Origin of the sequence: Fibrella aestuarina BUZ 2 (genome assembly GCF_000331105.1) — a bacterium.
GTDB lineage: Bacteria > Bacteroidota > Bacteroidia > Cytophagales > Spirosomataceae > Fibrella > Fibrella aestuarina.
On the sequence record NC_020054.1, the window covers coordinates 4,756,053 to 4,772,987 of the forward strand.

General features: G+C 57.6%; 13 protein-coding genes. 4 read left to right on the forward strand and 9 right to left on the reverse strand.

Features of this window, described 5'->3' with window-relative positions; genetic code table 11:
- Nucleotides 1–120: 120 nt before the first annotated feature.
- The 4 genes from FAES_RS19540 to FAES_RS19555 form a co-directional block, all read right to left on the reverse strand.
- Nucleotides 121–1,848, reverse strand: coding sequence for a glutamine--tRNA ligase/YqeY domain fusion protein (locus tag FAES_RS19540; protein ID WP_015332947.1), 1,728 nt, complete (start codon nucleotides 1,846–1,848; stop codon nucleotides 121–123).
- 88 nt (nucleotides 1,849–1,936) lie between these two features.
- Complete coding sequence (locus tag FAES_RS19545) at nucleotides 1,937–3,619, reverse strand: M1 aminopeptidase family protein (RefSeq protein WP_015332948.1); 1,683 nt, start codon at nucleotides 3,617–3,619, stop codon at nucleotides 1,937–1,939.
- An 89-nt stretch (nucleotides 3,620–3,708) separates the two neighbouring features.
- On the reverse strand, nucleotides 3,709–4,605 hold the full coding sequence (locus FAES_RS19550; RefSeq protein WP_015332949.1) for a methylated-DNA--[protein]-cysteine S-methyltransferase: 897 nt from the start codon (nucleotides 4,603–4,605) through the stop codon (nucleotides 3,709–3,711).
- Between the two features lie 158 nt (nucleotides 4,606–4,763).
- The gene (locus FAES_RS19555; protein WP_015332950.1) at nucleotides 4,764–5,492 is read right to left on the reverse strand and encodes a hypothetical protein; all 729 of its coding nucleotides are present in this window, start codon (nucleotides 5,490–5,492) and stop codon (nucleotides 4,764–4,766) included.
- 342 nt (nucleotides 5,493–5,834) lie between these two features.
- On the opposite strand from FAES_RS19555, the gene FAES_RS19560 reads away from it, so the two are divergent.
- Complete coding sequence (locus tag FAES_RS19560; protein ID WP_015332951.1) at nucleotides 5,835–6,872, forward strand: spore photoproduct lyase family protein; 1,038 nt, start codon at nucleotides 5,835–5,837, stop codon at nucleotides 6,870–6,872.
- A gap of 100 nt (nucleotides 6,873–6,972) precedes the next feature.
- Here the strand turns inward: FAES_RS19560 and FAES_RS19565 are convergent, their stop codons facing one another.
- From FAES_RS19565 to FAES_RS19575, 3 genes are all read right to left on the reverse strand, one after another.
- A complete protein-coding gene (locus tag FAES_RS19565) occupies nucleotides 6,973–7,179 on the reverse strand; it encodes a hypothetical protein (protein WP_041258161.1) in 207 nt (68 codons plus the stop codon).
- Between the two features lie 70 nt (nucleotides 7,180–7,249).
- Nucleotides 7,250–8,206 carry an endonuclease/exonuclease/phosphatase family protein gene (locus tag FAES_RS19570; protein ID WP_015332953.1) on the reverse strand — a complete coding sequence of 319 codons (957 nt, stop codon included), beginning with the start codon at nucleotides 8,204–8,206 and terminating at the stop codon, nucleotides 7,250–7,252.
- Nucleotides 8,207–8,442: 236 nt separating this feature from the next.
- The gene (locus FAES_RS19575; RefSeq protein WP_015332954.1) at nucleotides 8,443–10,638 is read right to left on the reverse strand and encodes a TonB-dependent receptor plug domain-containing protein; all 2,196 of its coding nucleotides are present in this window, start codon (nucleotides 10,636–10,638) and stop codon (nucleotides 8,443–8,445) included.
- 76 nt (nucleotides 10,639–10,714) lie between these two features.
- On the opposite strand from FAES_RS19575, the gene FAES_RS30150 reads away from it, so the two are divergent.
- The 3 genes from FAES_RS30150 to FAES_RS19590 all read left to right on the forward strand — a co-directional run bounded on the left by FAES_RS30150 (nucleotide 10,715) and on the right by FAES_RS19590 (nucleotide 12,765).
- Complete coding sequence (locus tag FAES_RS30150) at nucleotides 10,715–11,272, forward strand: pentapeptide repeat-containing protein (protein WP_041258163.1); 558 nt, start codon at nucleotides 10,715–10,717, stop codon at nucleotides 11,270–11,272.
- 169 nt (nucleotides 11,273–11,441) lie between these two features.
- Nucleotides 11,442–12,032, forward strand: coding sequence for a Crp/Fnr family transcriptional regulator (locus FAES_RS19585; protein ID WP_015332956.1), 591 nt, complete (start codon nucleotides 11,442–11,444; stop codon nucleotides 12,030–12,032).
- A 79-nt stretch (nucleotides 12,033–12,111) separates the two neighbouring features.
- Complete coding sequence (locus FAES_RS19590) at nucleotides 12,112–12,765, forward strand: hypothetical protein (protein WP_015332957.1); 654 nt, start codon at nucleotides 12,112–12,114, stop codon at nucleotides 12,763–12,765.
- 251 nt (nucleotides 12,766–13,016) lie between these two features.
- Here the strand turns inward: FAES_RS19590 and FAES_RS19595 are convergent, their stop codons facing one another.
- Together FAES_RS19595 and FAES_RS19600 are read right to left on the reverse strand one after the other, a co-directional pair.
- Entirely contained in the window at nucleotides 13,017–15,413 is a 2,397-nt protein-coding gene (locus tag FAES_RS19595; protein ID WP_015332958.1) for a TonB-dependent receptor, read from the reverse strand.
- 141 nt (nucleotides 15,414–15,554) lie between these two features.
- Nucleotides 15,555–16,760 (reverse strand): sensor histidine kinase, encoded by a 1,206-nt coding sequence (locus tag FAES_RS19600; protein ID WP_015332959.1) that lies wholly within the window; start codon nucleotides 16,758–16,760, stop codon nucleotides 15,555–15,557.
- Between the last annotated feature and the right edge of the window lie 175 nt (nucleotides 16,761–16,935).

The following is a 16,935-nucleotide window of genomic DNA, read 5'->3' on the forward strand; positions in this document are numbered from 1 at the left end:
AAAATGCAGCGTAGGTTGCAATGAATGGATTAAATGTGGTGAACGGCGTAAAGCACTGAGCGCTAAAGGATAAGTGGTTATATTACTCACCACTTATCCTTTAGCGCTCCTGACGCTTCACTAGTTTTTCTTCACCTCCTTCGCCCAGGCGTCTTTGAGCGTGACGATGCGGTTGAAGACGAGTTGCTCGTCGGTCGAATCGGCATCGACGCAGAAGTAGCCTTTGCGCATAAACTGCACCCGGTCGCCTACGGCGCGATGCGCCAGATTGGGCTCTACCAGCGCCCGTACCGTCACGAGCGAATTGGGGTTCAGCAGCGACAAAAACGCGTCGGTTTCGTCGGAATCCAGCTCTTTTTCGTCGGCAGCAGGGTTTTCCGAGGCAAACAGGCGGTCGTAGAGACGTACCTGAGCCGGCACCGCGTGGGCCACCGATACCCAATGGATGGTGCCTTTGACGTTGATGCCCGACGTATCCTGCCCACTTTTGCTTTCAGGAATGTAGGTACAATGCAGTTCAGTTACCTCGCCCGCGTCGTTCTTCACCACCTCGTCGCAACGCACGATGTAGGCGCCTTTGAGGCGGACCATCTGCCCCGGTGCCAGCCGAAAATATTTCTTCGGCGGGTTCTCCATGAAGTCGTCGCGCTCGATGTACACCTCCCGGCTGAAGGGCACCTCGCGGGTACCGCCGTCGGCATCTTCGGGGTTGTTCTCGATGTGCAGCGTCTCTTCCTGGCCTTCGGGGTAGTTGGTCAGCACCAGCTTGATGGGATTTTCGTCCACCACGGCCATTACCCGGTCGGTGGTGCGGTTCAGCTCCTCGCGGATGCAGAATTCCAGCAGGCCCACGTCGATGAGGTTATCGCGCTTGGCCACGCCGATGCGGTCGCAAAATTCGCGCAGGCTGTCGGGCGTGTAGCCGCGTCGGCGAATCCCCGCCAGCGTTGGCATCCGGGGGTCGTCCCAGCCGCTCACATGGCCGCCTTCCACCAGTTTCTTCAGCTTCCGCTTGCTCATGACCGTGTAGGTCAGGTTCAGGCGGGCAAATTCGTACTGTTTCGACGGGAAAATGTCGAGTTGCTCGATAAACCAGTCGTAAAGCGGGCGGTGCGGGATGAATTCCAGCGTGCAGATCGAGTGTGTGATTTTCTCGATCGAATCGGACTGCCCGTGCGCGAAATCATACATCGGGTAGATACACCAGGTATCGCCCGTACGGTGGTGATGCGCGTGTTTGATGCGGTAGATGATGGGGTCGCGGAAGTGCATGTTGGGCGAGGCCATGTCAATTTTGGCCCGCAACACTTTGGCGCCATCCGGGTACGTTCCCGCCCGCATCTGCCGGAACAGCTCGAGGTTTTCGGCCACCGACCGGTCGCGGTACGGGCTGTTCTGCCCTGGCACCGTGGGTGAACCCTTCAACGCGGCAATCTCGGCCGAGGTCGAATCGTCTACGTAGGCTAAGCCCTTTTGAATCAACGCTTCGGCAAACTGATACAGCTGCTCGAAATAGTCCGACGCGTAGAGTTCCTGCGCCCAGTCGAAGCCCAGCCACCGCACATCGGCTTTGATCGAATCCACATATTCGGTGTCTTCCGTGACGGGGTTCGTATCGTCGAAACGCAGGTTGGTCTGGCCACCGTACTTCTGCGCCAGCCCGAAGTTGAGGCAGATCGACTTGGCGTGCCCGAGGTGCAGGTAGCCGTTGGGTTCGGGCGGAAAACGGGTCAGCACGCGCCCCTCGTGGAGGCCGGCCGAGATATCTTCCTCGACGATTTGTTCGATAAAATTCAGACCGCCCGCGTGATTACTCTCGGCGGGCGATTCGTTGGCTGCTGGTGTCATGTGACGGTCAGGTTGTCGCGTCCGTAAACCTCAAAAATACGGCACCCGGCCGGGTTTGGCAAGAAAGAGTCGTGCTGAGGGCCCTCCCTTAGTAATCCCGTGCTGTCAGCGTATAGGTTTCACCGTACCGTTTCAGCCAGCGCTGTTGAGCCTGTTTGGCTTCGTCGGCGGTTTCATACGAGTTAAAGTCGCTGGTACACATCTCGTTGGCCGGATCGCAGTTGCTTTTCACGTGGGCAAAGTAACGCTGTGCCTGTTTGGAAAGCTCAGCCTCATCCAACGGGATCGTTTTGATCGAGGTGTAGAAAGCCGACGGTTTACGGGTGTCGCCGGGCTTTCGTACTTCGCGGGAAAAGCCCCAGTAATAGTACTGCGTCGCTTTTGACTTAAACTGAGCCAGTAGATTAGGCAACGCCTGCCCGGTGGTCAGGTACGTTTGTTCGAGCGCGTCTACGTCTTTTGCCGCGACCCCACTTTCCAGCAACGTGTTCCGGAAGAAAGCGTAGTCGGTCAGCGCGTTTTGGCTGTTCAGTATCGTTCGTAGCCATTTCCAGAGCTGGTCGCGGCCCAGCTGGCGCTCCATCGCCGTCAGCAGCAGCGGCACATACTGGTAGCGGTATGTTTCCGTAACCTCGTCGGGTCGGCGCACGTCTTTCAGCGCCACAAACGGGCTGAGCCCTTTGCTGGCTCCCACGTATTGCTTGAGTTGGCGTTCGTAGGCGGCTGTTCCGACCAGTTCGCGGATGGCCTGTAACGACAGGTATTCGGTCATACCCTCCAGAAACGCCCAGCGCAGGGTTGCGTTGGGCGCCAGCACAGAGCCAAAGTAATAGTGGCCCAATTCGTGGGCAATAAACGACAGGTTAGCCGAGTCGGTCAGCGCCCGTTTCTGTTCGTCGACCATCGTATTGAGAAAACCCGTTGGGCTAACCGACGCAATGGTTGGATACGTGACAAAAAGCCAGTCGTTGCGCCGCGACGTGGGCGTTGAAGCCAGCAGCGTAATATCAGTTCCGTAAGGCTTTTGCAACTGCTGGGCGTAGTAGGTCTTGATGCGCGTCAGCCAGCTGTCCAGCACGGCGGCCTGGGTGTTGCTCAGGCTGGTGTTAACCAGGTACGTGCTCTGCTCTTTTTTAAAGTCGAAATCACCCGCGAAGAGCAGCAAGGGTAAGGGAATATCGGACCGAAAGCGCGCCGTCTGTCCGTATTGAGGCGGGCAACCGTTCACGTAAATCGCTTTGGCTTCGGGGCAGTGAATCGTCAGATCGAAGGTTACATTCTGATAAAGCCGATCCTGTAGCGTATCGTACAGCACCGGGTACCAGGTGGCCTGTTCGGCGGCCCGCACGGTTTTGCCGTTGAAGGCGATGTTACCCTTCCAGTCGCCCCGCAGGTTACGCTTCAGCGAATCGCGGTGCACCGGAAACGCCCCTACGTAGCGCACCCGGAGCTGACGGGGCAGAAAGCGGCTTTTGCGATCCTGGGACGGAAACCAGTACTGAAAACTCTCGTAGGCGTTGTCACCATCGTACGTCTTCTCGGCGGTGTAGGCGGTCACGTCGGCACTATCGCGGAAGGCCTGCACGTTGAAGCCGCTGTTGAGGCGCAGGGTGTAGTGGGTAGTTGCGGGCAACCTCGACACCATGACATCGGCCCGGATCAGGCCATCTTTCAGGGAAATGTAGACGTCGCCGGTCAGGTGAGGCGTTTGGGCGTAGGCCAACAAGCCGGATAAACAGCCAAGCAAGAGCAGATGTAGACGAAGGCGCATAGCAGATCAGGTTCGGTTTCGATCAGTATCTGCTCAATATACCCGAATCTGTAGACTTACCCAACGCGCTTCATTCCCAACCTTTTCAGTTAGTCGAACGCGCCAGTCAGTAAGCCCGGTTCATGAGTCAACAGCGCCGTCTCCCGTCGGGCGGCCTCCCAACCGAGGATAGCTTGCTTGCGGCCACTGCCCCACCGATACCCGCCAAAGAGGCCCGTTTTTTTGATCACCCGATGGCAGGGAATCAGATAGCCAACCGGATTGGCCCCGATGGCTGTGCCCACCGCCCGCGTGGCCGTTGGCTGGCCAATGGTGGCTGCGATCTGGTCGTAGCTCGCCAGATGCCCTTCGGGAATGCTCAGCAGCGCTTCCCACACTTTCAGTTGAAACGCCGTCCCTCGCATCAATACGGCAAGTCGGCGGGGTCGGTCAGATGTACCGCCGGCCCCAACGGATGGGAAAATTTGCTCAGCTAGCGGGCGCACGAGCGTTGGCGCCCAAACGAGCGTTGCCTTGGGCCACGCCTGGGTTAGCAGTGCCTCAGGTACGTTATCGTCGGTCAGGAAATGTAGCAGCGCCACCTTGCCCCCAATGCTCCCCAGCACGAACGGGCCAAACGGACTGTCAAATACACCGTAGTGCAACAGCAGCCCCCGTCCACCCTGCTTGAATTGCCCCGGCGTGACGCCTTCGATACGAACAAACGGATCGTGCAGCCGCCCCGCCCCCGACAGGCCCGCCTCGTCGGCCACGGCGCTCAGCACGGCCCCGTTGCGGAGTTGCTGTTTGGCGTAGTCGAGCGTGAGGTACTGCCCAAACTTCTTGGGACTGACGCCGGCCCATTCGGTGAAGAGCCGCTGAAAATGAAACGGGCTCAGGTTGGCCCGCTCAGCCAGTTCGGCCAGGGTTGGCTGTGCCTGTTGCTGCGTGACCAGATGCTCGATGGCGGCGGCAATTTGCGGGTATGGATAAGGTGGCGTGTTCATGCCTGTTTGTTGATTGACCTGCCCAAAGGTCGCCAATCCACCCGCCGCCGTCAACCCGATTCTTGCGGAGTTATGGGCAGGAAGCCTACCAGACGATGGGCCATAAAAAAGCCCCCGGTTGTGGCCGGGGGCAGGGATGGGATCGGGTTGCAAACGTACTACTTGCAGAAAATCGACGTATTGACAGGTACTTCCAGTACGTCTTTACTCACTAAGGTGTTGTTCTGCGACAACGGCAGGAAGAAGACATTCATACGCACATCGTAGGCCTTGCCTTTCACCACGCGGTAGGTACTCGCTACCAGCAGGTTCTTCTTCACATCTTCACGCTTCAGCGTCAGCAACGGCAACCACTGGCTCGTGCCGACGGGCCGAAATTCGACGGCTACTGTCGCGGGTACTTTCTTTTGCTCCACCTCGGCGCAGGGGAATTTGACCTGGAACGTCACGGGCGTGGGCGTCGTCGATAGCTTGAACGACCGCAGATCGAATTCGGCCCCACCCTGTCCGCAGGAGGCGAACGTACCTGAGGAGACGAACTTCGTTTTATCCTGTTCGTTTTCGTAAAGCCGCAGCCGCACCGGCTTGTCGTAGGCCAATTTGCTGAAGGTGAGTTGATCGCCGTTGATCAGGTCCTGATACGCCGATCCGGCCACGGCCGAATCGTTGCCGTTGCGCCCTACATACATGGCCTCGAACAGATACAGTCGATCCATATCCTTCACGCTGCTCTTGATCTTCACCGTTAGCGGCGTTGAACAGGTGGTTGGTTTGGCCGCAACCCGGGCCGATTCAATCGGCGTTGCTGGTAAGGGGTCATCGGCGGCCCGCTGACAGGCCGCAAGGAGCCCAGCGCCCATGCATATGCCAAGTACAAGATGTCTCATAAAAAGAAAGTTGGATAAAGCAGTTTTAGGCTTACTAATGCACGCCGTATGCCAATCCAACCGAGGCGCTTGTCTAGTTAAAGTACAATTTTTTTGGTTGCTGATAAAACTTTGTCGCTCAATCAATTACTGACCTGTAACTGGGCGGCTCAATCAATTTTCGGTCTATTTCCGGTTAGATCGGCATGACTTATGCTACTATTACCATATATGTATAATGAGTTTGCTATTCCTTAACTTTTTACAATACAATTAACTGTAAATCAGTATCTTACCTATACAATCTAACGAACCAATCGGGCACTGAGGTTGTTCTAGTTGTAGACCACTCAACACCCATGCATGCCCGATTTCAAGCCCTCTGTGGTGCTCTATACAGCCGACGCCATGAACGAGCAGGGCGAGGCCATTTTAGCCCAATACCCCGACGCTGAAGCGTTGCAGATCACGCAGCATAACCGCCTGCCCGAGTTGGGCATGAACCACTATAAAGTGAAGTCGGATGTGCTGGTGCTGGGGAAACTGAAAACGCAGGACTGCAAATGGAGCGGGCGTAGCTCCGACTACATCGCGCCCAGTCTGGCCAATGGTTGTTTTGCGGGCTGCGCTTACTGCTACGTCGACCGGCACAAGGCGGTCAATCCCATTACGCTTTTCACCAACACCGACGAGATTACGGCGACGGTCGACCGGCACGTGCATACGCTCGACTGGCCCAAATCCGCCAACCAAACCGACCCCGTTTACTGGACGTATGATATCGGCTGCAACTCCGACATTGCCGTTGATTACAGCCTGAACGCGGGGCTGCGGGACGTGTTCGCCTTTTACCGCGACCATCCGCGCGCCAAGGCGACGTTTGCCACCAAATTTGTCAATCCCGATCTGCTTGATTTCGACCCGAAGCGTAAGATCCGGATTCGGTTCAGCCTGATGCCCGCGCACGTGAGCAAGTTGGTGGATGTGCGCACCGACAGCATCGAGAAGCGGCTGGCGGCCATCAATGCCTTTTATGATGCGGGGTACGAAGTGCACGTGAATTTCTCGCCCGTGATTGTGTATGGGGGCAAGCAGTGGCGCGACGATTACCGCGCCCTGTTTCGGCAGCTCGATGAGGCGTTGCGGCCCCAGGTAAAAGCGCAGCTACACTGCGAGGTGATCTTCCTGACGCATAATCAGTTTCAGCATCAGGCCAATTTGCAGATCAACCCGAAGGCCGAAGAACTGTTGTGGGTGCCCGAGTTGCAGGAAAATAAGCGCAGCCAGTTTGGCGGCTGGAACATCCGCTACGACCATCAGCTCAAAAGCAAGATGATCGCGATTTTCGAGCAGCTGGTGCGCGACGAAATCCCCTGGTGCGGTATTCGGTATATTTTTTAAAGGTCATTGGTAGTCATTAATTGTCATTAGGCTTCGCCGTCATTGGTTGTTTTTCTACGATGAATGACTACCAATGACGGCGAAGCCTAATGACGCACAGTTAGTTACTATGCCCGCCTTTGGTGCCGCCGGTTGCCTTGCCGGCGCTGCTGCCGCTCTTCGAGTGACGCGCGCTCTTGTGCGAGTTACTGTTGCGGCCGCCGCCACTGCTGCCGTGGCCAACGCCGTTGTCGGCTTTGCCACCGGCTTTCTGTTCATCGTATTCGTGCTCGACCTGATCGAGGGCTTTGTCGTTCTTCGTTGCCATAACGTTGATTGGTTTAACTACCCACTAAACCCATTAACTCAGTAGGGTGTTTTCACCAATTCGGCTGTTTTTAGGGACGGAACTGTAGATCGACCCGTACGGCCTGATGATCAGAGCCGCGTTGCGTGAGTACGGTGAATTGGCGGGTGGTGAGCCGATCGTTGATAAACGCATGATCGATAGGCAGATAGGCTACGGGCAGAAAGCGGGGCCAGGTCGGTTGCAGCCCAAATCCGTAGCGGCAGGCGTGCACACCCGGTTGCTGAAACCAGTGCCGGTATAAAGGCGCAAACGGGCTGATATTAAAATCGCCGATGAGCAATGCCGACTGCCGGGTACGTTGGAAGCGCGCCGACACAAAGGCAAGTTGCCGGTTACGATCGGCAAACCAGCTGGGAAAAATGGGCGGGCGGGGATGCACCGTCATCAGTTCGACGGTACGCCCCCGGATGCGCGTGGTCAGGTGAATGACCTGATGGCTTTCCTTGGCCGCCGCGTCGACCCGGAAGGGTGTCCGGCTCAGCACCATAATGTGACTCGGTCCCTTTGCCCGGACGGTATCGGTATAGGGGTACGTTGCCCGGAAGAAGGCGAGCGCGCGCGGAATCTGCTGGACCGTCATTTCCTGCAAGACAATCAGATCGGCCTGCTGCTGGGCGACCAGATCAAAGGTGTTCTGGATGTCTTGCCGCGTGAACAGCACATTGGCGTGCATCACCCGAAAACCGGGCTGACCGGCCGTCAGCGGGGGTGGTGAAGTCACTAGCCACGGGAGCACCAGCGCCGCCTGCCACCCGACGCTGAGGCCGTTGACCAGCACCCAGCGCCACTGCCGCCCCAGCGCGCTCCAGCCCAGTAGCAACGTACCCACCCCTACATACTGCACCGCAAACTGACTCGCCAGATCGAACAGAAAGAAATACGATCCGGCCCATTGCCCAAGCCCGATGGCAGCCAGCAACCCGAGCGAAGCCAGCGGCAGCAGCCAGGAAATAAACGCGTTAAATCGATGACGGATTGAGGGCATTACGTTGAGAATGAGGCGGCCGGGACCGCTTCTGAATTAATGGGCTGACAAGTACCTGTAAGCCGCTGATTAAAAATTGATTCGCTCATTCGTGGCATGGCAACGACAGGAGTAATCCTGGGGGATCCTGACTTGTGGGTTAGGGACAGTCAAGATTTCTCCTGTCGTCGGAATGACAAAAAATGGCGGTTGTCCGGGTGCCTTGCCACAGCTGCCGTCGAGTTCGTTACCTCGCCTTACAGTCCCGCCCGTAGGGTGAGCAGGAAATTCCGGCCGGGAGCGCTAAAGCCGCTGGCGAAGGTGCGGTAATTGAGGTCGAACAGGTTTTCGCAGGCGGCCTGAACGGTCAGGAAACGGCTCACGCGCACGCTGCCGCGCAGGTTGGCCGTCATCCAGGCGGGCATCCCGGCGGGCGTAGCATACTGGGCATTATCTTCCCCTTCGGGGTTGTAGTCGGCGATGCGTTTCCAGCCATTGAACAGGCTGTAGGCTTCGGCCGTAAAACGCGGCGACTGATACAGCAGCGACAACCGACCGAAGGTAGGCGGTACGTGGTCGAGGGGAAGTTCTTTGGTATCGAAGCCCCCCACCGCCAGAATTCGTCCGGCCACGTCGTTGATGGTTCCGCTGAACGACAGCCGGTTGGTCAGGCGCAGCAACGCCCCGAGGCTATAGCCCCGCAGCATCGCCCGGCGTTTGTTCTGCGCTGCCGTCACCTGACTCAACTGCCCGCCGTAATTGACCGTCGACTGCCCGTTGAGCGTAAACGCATCGACCACGATGGCGTTGGTAAACCAGGTATTGAAGACGGTCGCGTCGAGCCGGAGCCGGTTGCCTACCCACTGGTTCACCGACAGTTCGAGGTTGTAGGTCTGCTCGGGGCGGATGTTGGGGTTGGGCACAATCAGCGACCCGGCCCTCGATTCAAATACCTTGGTGAGGTCGTCGATGTTGGGGGCGCGGAAGCCCGTCGAGCCGAGCAGGCTGATTTTGCTGCGCTCGGTGGGTGTCAGCACCAGCCCCAGGTTACCCGACAGTCCCGAGGGCGACTGCTTGATTTCGTCGAACGGAAAGGGGAAGAACGTTTTGTCGCGGAAGATGGCGTTCAGGTTGGTCAGCGTGTAGCGCAGTCCGCCGTTGATGGTTACGAGTGGCGACAGGGTTAGCTGATCGGTCAGGTAAAAGGCCGTGGTGCTGAGCGTATTGCCGCCGTCGGGATAGCGGGTGTCGGCGGGCGTAACGGCGCTCGTCCGTACGTCCAGGAAGGTAGCCGTGCTCGTCACGTCGTTATGGGTCAGCTCGAGGCCGTATTGCAGCGTGTGGTCGCCCAGCCGTTTTTGCAAGTCCGCGTTGAGCGACCACACCCCTACCCGCTCCACCTGCCGTTTGAGGCTGGCGGCATCGAGGCGGCGGCTGTTGCGGCTTTCTTCGATGTTCTGGTAAGCCGCCGTCAGGTTTAGCCGGTCAAACAGGGCCGTGGCGCGGGTCATTTCCAGCCGGTACGACGTCAGCAGGCGACGTTCGGGGCCGTAATACCATTCGGCAAAGCGCGGCTTACCACTGGCGACTTCGCTCAGCCGGTCGTAGCGGGGTACGTTGCTGCTGGTCGAATACTGCACGTTGAGGATGTGCCGCACGCCTTCCGACGGCTGAAACAGCACTTTCTGCAACAGATCGAGTTGCTGATAGGCCGAGCCAACCTGCTTGTTGGGGTCGGGGTTGGTTACCACCTGCCCGATAGGGTTCGACGGCGACACCTCGACGTATTGCGTCAGTTTACCAAAGTCGGGGTAGTCGGCGCGGCGGTTGTTGCCCTGCACCACGTCGCCGAAACTAGCCCCGGTAATGCTGGTGAGAAAACCGAGCCGGCGCGTGCCGATGCTCACGTCGGCGTGGGCGGTGCGTTCGCCGGTTGCCGAGCCGATCCGCACGTAGGCCGACGGGCGCACGCTCACTTTGGCCGAGTTGGACAGATCGGGGTTGCGGCTCTGAAAGTACATAACCCCGCCGAGGGCGTCGGAGCCGTAGAGTGTAGAACCCGGACCGAATAGCACTTCGGCGCGGTCGAGTATGGCCGGGTCAATGCGCAGTACGTTCTGAAGGTGGCCTGCCCGGTAAATGGCGTTGTTCATCCGCACCCCGTCGACTACGATCAGCACCCGGCTGGCTTCGAAACCGCGCAGCACGGGGCTACCGCCGCCCCCCTGACTTTTCTGCACGAATACGTTGCCGGTCTGTTGCAGGAGGTCGGCGGTGTTCTGGTTGTTTCGGAAAGCGATCTGCTCGCGGGTAATGGGCTGAATCTGAAACGGCGAGCGGCGGGCAGGCTGCTCGAATCGGGTGGCGGCCACCGTCAGTTGATTGAGCTGGATGGTGTCGGACTGGGCGTTGGCGCCGAAGGGCAGCAACAGTAACAGGGAGAGGTATTTCATCAGGCAGATCGATCTTCCCGGAAAATGGGCCTTATTTTGGCAATCAGGAAGAAACCGGCCCGAAAATAGGCGACAAATGACCCCGAATTTAGTTGAAGGTATCGATTTCTCGAGCCAGCCCCTGCCCAACGACGAATACGAGCTGTGCACGTTTACCCGCTGCACCTTCACGGGCGCCGATCTCTCGAAGCGGGCGTTCTACGACTGTACGTTTACCGACTGCACCTTCGCGGGCGCCAAACTGAACCGAACGGCCCTGCGCGAGGTGACCTTTGTGGGCTGCGACCTCACCGGCCTGCGCTTCGACCACTGCGATCCGTTTCTGCTGGCCGTTCGGTTTAAACGTTGCACCCTGACGAAGGCCAGCTTTGAAAAACTAAGCCTCAAAGAGACCTATTTCGGCCAGTCGGTAATGCAGCGCGTCGATTTTACCCAAACCGACCTGACCGAAGCCGTTTTCGATGAATGCGACCTCGACGGAGCCCGGTTTGAGTATACCGTGCTGGAACGTGCCGACTTCCGCACGGCCCGCCATTACGCCCTCGACCCCGAACGAAACCGCCTGAAAAAAGCCCGGTTTGCTTGGCCGGGCTTGGTGGGGCTGCTGGTCAAATACAGCATCGAGGTCGGGTGAGTGCAGCCGCTCAGGTACGTTGTCAGTTTTGCGCCTGCAAACGGGGCCGTGACGCCTTGTAGGTTGTTGGTCGAGCGGCCATATCTACCGCTAACGTTGCCTTGCCTGCTGCGCCGATGTATTTTTCAGTCTACGTAGCTACCCGCGCCCTACCAATGTGCAGCCGACCATGAGCAACTTCAGCCAATTCAAAGCCTGGTTAAAAAACGTTTCGTTTCTGACCGAATCGGACTGTACGTTATTCGAGCCTTTCTTACAGACGAAATTAATCGTCAATAAGGCTATTCTCTTGCAGGAAGGCCAAGTTTGCACCGAATTAGGCTTCATTAATAAAGGGGCTTTCCGGATGTATTACCTGACCGACGGAAAGGAAATAAACACGCAGTTTAGTTTTGAAAATGAGTTTGTCGTCAATTACGACAGTTTTCTGCAACAGACGCCGAGCCGGTATTTTATTCAGGCGCTGGAAACGTCAGAAATTGTAACATTTACGTTACCAACGTTGCAGCAGGCCTACAACCGTTCGCAAAACTGGGAGCGATTTGGCCGGCTTATGGCAGAGCACGCCTATACGCTTACCACCAAACGGGTAGAGGGTTTTATGTTTATGGACGCCGAACACCGGTATCTACAAATGATTAAGGAAACGCCTCACCTTATCGAGCGGGTCCCGCTTTATCTCCTGGCGTCGTACCTGGGCATCGAGCGGGAGAGTCTGAGCCGACTCCGAAAAAAGCTAGCTAGGGACCGACGATTGTAACATAGATCAATTTTAGTCAGGATGCCCTTATAGACTTTTGCCTTGTAATCAATCCATTACAATCAAAACGTCAAGCATCATGAACACGATCAAGTCAACAGTCATCGTATTCGTAGCCGCCGTCGCTACGCTCCTTCTGACAAGCTACGCATCAGCCCAAAAGAGCACGATCCCGGTCGAGCGCAAGGCAGCGTTTGAGGATACGTACACCATCATCTGGAACGGCTACAGCAAAGCCTACACCTACACCGATGGAACTTGGCTGCGCGCCGAACCCTTCGACTACTATTTCGACGTCGTTCAGAAGCGGTACGACAACGAATGGAAGTCGGTCAAATCGCTGCATCGGCTTCATCCCGACTACAACGGGAAAGCGGGCGACCGGGACCAGACTATGTATTTTGGTGTCACTTACGAAAGCTTGGTTGCCAATAAAGTAATCGGAAACATGTATTCATCGCTGGGTAATGGCAGGCTGACAACTGACCATGAATTCAGAAACTCAATCATTGAGATCGACGTAAAAAATGCGGGCCTGTTTACGCCCTACAATAAGATACGCATTACCCAGAAGTATGATTACGAACATGGCAAACTAACCGAGACCGTTTTGCTAGTAAAAGCAAAGGGCAGCGAAGAAACGCCGTTCATGAAAAACGAAGAAGAAGCCTATTTCTACACCAAAGGAAAGCTGGACAAAGCCCCCACAACATTTAACCAGCCAGCCCGCTAAAAAAGGCTTCAGACAACAAAGGCAACGGGTCGGCGCTGTTGGGCAGAATCTGATGCAGCACAGCCTGGGTACGTTGCCTGTCCAGTCCAAGCAAACAGGGCGGAATACCGTATCAATAGCGTTGAATGGAGGGCGACGCCCGACATGAATCCCAATTACCCCCCCTAAGCCCGGCCACGCAAGCCGGGCTTAGGGGGGGATGCTGGCAAATATGGCATCGAGGTGGGCTAGCGCCACCCGCTCATTGACCCCTACTCCGTGGGTACGTTGAACGGGTTGCTGCGTTCTTCACGCTTGCGAATGCCGAAGTTATAGCGGAGGTTGAGGCCCACGCGGCGGGTATCGGCGCGGCGGTCACCTACGGCCGCAATGTTGCCCTGATTGAGGGTAAAGGTGTTGCGGTTGGTGTAAAAGAGGTCCGTGACATTCAGCGCAACGGTGAGTTTGCGGTTCAGAAACAGCCGGTTGATGCTCAGGTTCACGTTGCCAAAATCGCCGAGGGCGTAGAACTGCTGCTGCCCACCCCGCAGGTAGAAGGCGTTGAGCGTGAGCGTCGAGCGGGTACCGAGGCGCAGTTGCTGGTAGGTAAAAAACCGCCACGAGGCCCGGCTGAACGTCAAGGGCTGGTTTTCGTAGCGCCCGTCGTAGTCGGTGAGGTTATACTGCGCCACCAGCACAAAGAAGTACTTGCCCACGGGCGGCATCCCGGCCACCATACGGAAGTACGTTTCGCGATTCTGGCCGAGGTTATCAAACGTCCGGTACGAGACCGCCGGGTTGCGCGGGTCCTGGTAGAGCACGTTGGTGAAGATGTTCTGGATGTGGTTGCGCCCGATGGCAAAGAGCGGGAAGTCGTCGACGCTGATATTGGCTTCGTAGGTTTCGGTAAACTGCGGTTGCAGGCCGGGATTACCCGTTTCGTACAGGTACGGGTCGATATAGCGGGCAAACGGATTGAGGTTATCGTAGGTGGGCCGGGCGATCGAGCGGCGGTAAATGAGCGATCCTTTCAGCTCAAAACCCGAAATTTTGGTCAACGGCCGCGTCAGGTACACGTAGGGAAACAGGTCGGTGCGACGTACCCGGAACGTGGTATCGCTGGGCACGCGCTGATGGCCGTCCATGTTGGTGTTTTCGGCCCGCAGGCCCGCTTTGAGCAGAAAACCGCCCGGCAACCCCTTCGATGCCTGCGCGTAGGCGGCATGAATCGCCTCGTTGTAATCGAAGGTGTTGGTGCGGAACGGGTCGGGGCGGGTTTGGCCGTTGGTAGTGGTACTGAAAGCGGTCTGGCTCGTAAACTGCTGGAGGGCCGATTTCAGACCCGCCTCGAACGTGATGCGATAAGGCCACTTCAGCCGCAGGTCGGTCTGGAACTGGGCCATGTGACGGCGCGTGTCGATGTCGCCTGCGCCCGCCAACGGGCTGGCCACCGGTAGCTGGTACTGCGTCAGGTACGTTTGCGAGCCGTTTCCCCGCAGGTACGTATACGAGGCGTCGATGGTCCATTCGCTACCCAGCGAGTCGATTTTGCGTTTGGCCGACACGTCCTGCGACAGGTTGAAGGCCGTGTTCTGGTTCTGGAGGTCGTTGCTGTTGGCCGACACCGTGGCGGCCGTTTCAAGCTGCCGGATCGCCGTCTGGTTACTGGCCGTCGAGTTGTTCAGCCCGTACGACAGCCGCCCGTCGAAATTCAGGTTCCACTTGGGCGACAGCTCATACCCCAGCCCGTAGCCCGCAAAAAAGCCTTCGCCGGGAAAACGGGTGTAGGCTTCCTGCCCGATCGTGCGCCCGCCCGTCAGCTGGCGCTTGGTGGTCAGGAGCTCATACGTCTGGCGGCGGTTATAATTGAGGTTCAGGTATTTGGTGCGCCCGCCGTCACTTTCGTTGAGGTTGATGCCCACACCCTGGTTACCAAATCGCCCCTGATTGGCCGAGGCCGTGATAGCCCCTGTGCGGCCGAGTTTCACCCCTTTTTTCAACACGATATTGACCGCCCCGCCACTGCCCGACGCATCGTAGCGGGCCGAAGGCGTGCGCATCACTTCCAGCCGCTCGATGCTGCCCGGCGGCAGGCTTTTGAGCAGCGACGCGATGTCGGCGGTGCTCATTTTCTGCTCGCGCCCGTTGATGTAGATCGTGGCCGGGGTGGCGCTGCTGAGGTACACATTGCCGTCCTGATCAAGAAACAGGCCGGGCGTTCGTTCGAGCAGTTCGAAGGCGTTGGTGCTGATGTCGGCAATGGGCGTGGGGTCCACGATCAGTTTGTCGTCTTCCTGCCGCAGCAGCGGTTTCTTGGCCGTGATGGTCACGGCGTCGAGGCTCTTGGTATTGGTGTCGAGCGTCAGGCGCAGGTTGGGTTGTTCGGGCGTAAAGCGCACGACCCGTTGCAGCGATTTCATACCCACGGCCGTCACGAGCAGGTCGTAGGGGGTGCTCATCCGCAACGAAACGGAGGCGATACCGGCCGTATCGGCGATGGCGTTAACCCGTTGGGTCGAATCGGCCCGGTTGGTGAGCCGGACGGCCGCACCGGGGATGGCCTGGCGACTGGCGTCGACCAGCGCGATACGCACGGGCCGGAGTTGTTGGGCGCTAGCAGGCCGCAGGCAGGTGAGCAGCAGCAGTGAGGTGAGTAGTCGTAGACGCATAAGGTGCCGCAAACCTCGGGTACGTTGCCTGCCCAATCCAACTAAATTGGGCTGAACGCTGATTCTGTGGCGTTGAACGGAGGCACGGCATTGCTACGGCGCTGCTATCACCAGGATAGCCCTCGCCTCGACAGCAACCCGTTACACCGGCAGGTAGAGACTGAACGTGGTTCCGACACCTGCCTGGCTCTGGGCTGTTATGCCGCCACCGTGGTTGATGGCCACTTTTTCACAAATGGCCAGGCCGATCCCTGTTCCCGGAAAAGCACTCCGGCCGTGCAGCCGCTGAAACACCTGAAAGATGCGGTCAACGTATTTTTCATCGAAACCAATACCGTTGTCGCTCAGGTCGATGCGGTAATAGGAGTCGGCTAGTCGGGAGGGTTTGACCCGCTCCGGCAACTCATCGGCAGTCAGCTGAATAGCCTGAACCGTCAGCTGCGGCACAACGCCCTCCCGCCGAAACTTGAGCGCGTTGTTCACCAGGTTATTAAACAGTTGGGTGAGCTGAGCCGGGCGGCCCATCACGGCGGGCAGCGGGTGCAGGTCGATTACCGCGCCGGTTTCTTCGATCAGCAGTTCCTGGTCTTGCAGTACAGCCTCAAACAGATCGGTGAGCTGAAGCGGTTGCGTACCTTCGGAGCGGGTCGACAGGCGGGAGTACGCCAACAGGTCGTGCAGCAGCGTGGCCATCCGGCTGGCTGCCGTATGGATGCGTTGCAGGTAGTCGTTGTCGTTCACGGCAACGTCGTGACGTTCCAGCAGGAGGTTGCTGAACGATTGGATTTTGCGCAACGGTTCCTGCAAGTCGTGGCTGGCGATGTAGGCAAACTCGGCCAGGTGCTCGTTGGATTTTTTCAGTTGCTGATTCGCTTCGTACAGATCCTGGGTACGTTCGGCGACCCGATGCTCAAGCTCATTTGTATTTTGCCGGAGCGCCTCCTGCATCTGTTTCAACTCAGTAATGTCGAAGACGATGCCGCTGAACCGACTAAGCTGCCCCTGCTGATTGCGTAAGGTGCGGCCTTTTGCCTGTACCCACCGGTAGTCGTCAGCGGCGATATGCGTGCGAAAGATGAGGTTATGCTCGCCGTCACTTTCGGGGCTCAGGCTGCGCGCGTTGGCTAGCCTGACGCGCTCCCGGTCATCGGGGTGCACCTGCTCCAGCAACGCGGCCGCCGACACATCCGATTCGGCGGGCAACCCAAACAATTGCTTACAAATGACCGACCATTCGGCCTGTTTGGTTTCGAGATTGTAATCCCACGTGCCCACCTGAGCCGCTTGCAGGGCCAGTTGTAAGCGTTCCACTTCCAGTGCCAAAGAACTTGTCGCGGAAGTATTCATACTGATAACGTTGAGGTGTTTTACCAAAAGTAAGCCGTAGGCCAATTATACGGGCATGGCAGGAAAGATATTCCCACCAATTACCCGTATGTATACAAACCGATGGTAAAAGCCCGCCCCTAACGTATCCGAACAAAACCGATCCCTCCATGGCCCGCCACTACGGGCCGGTTTG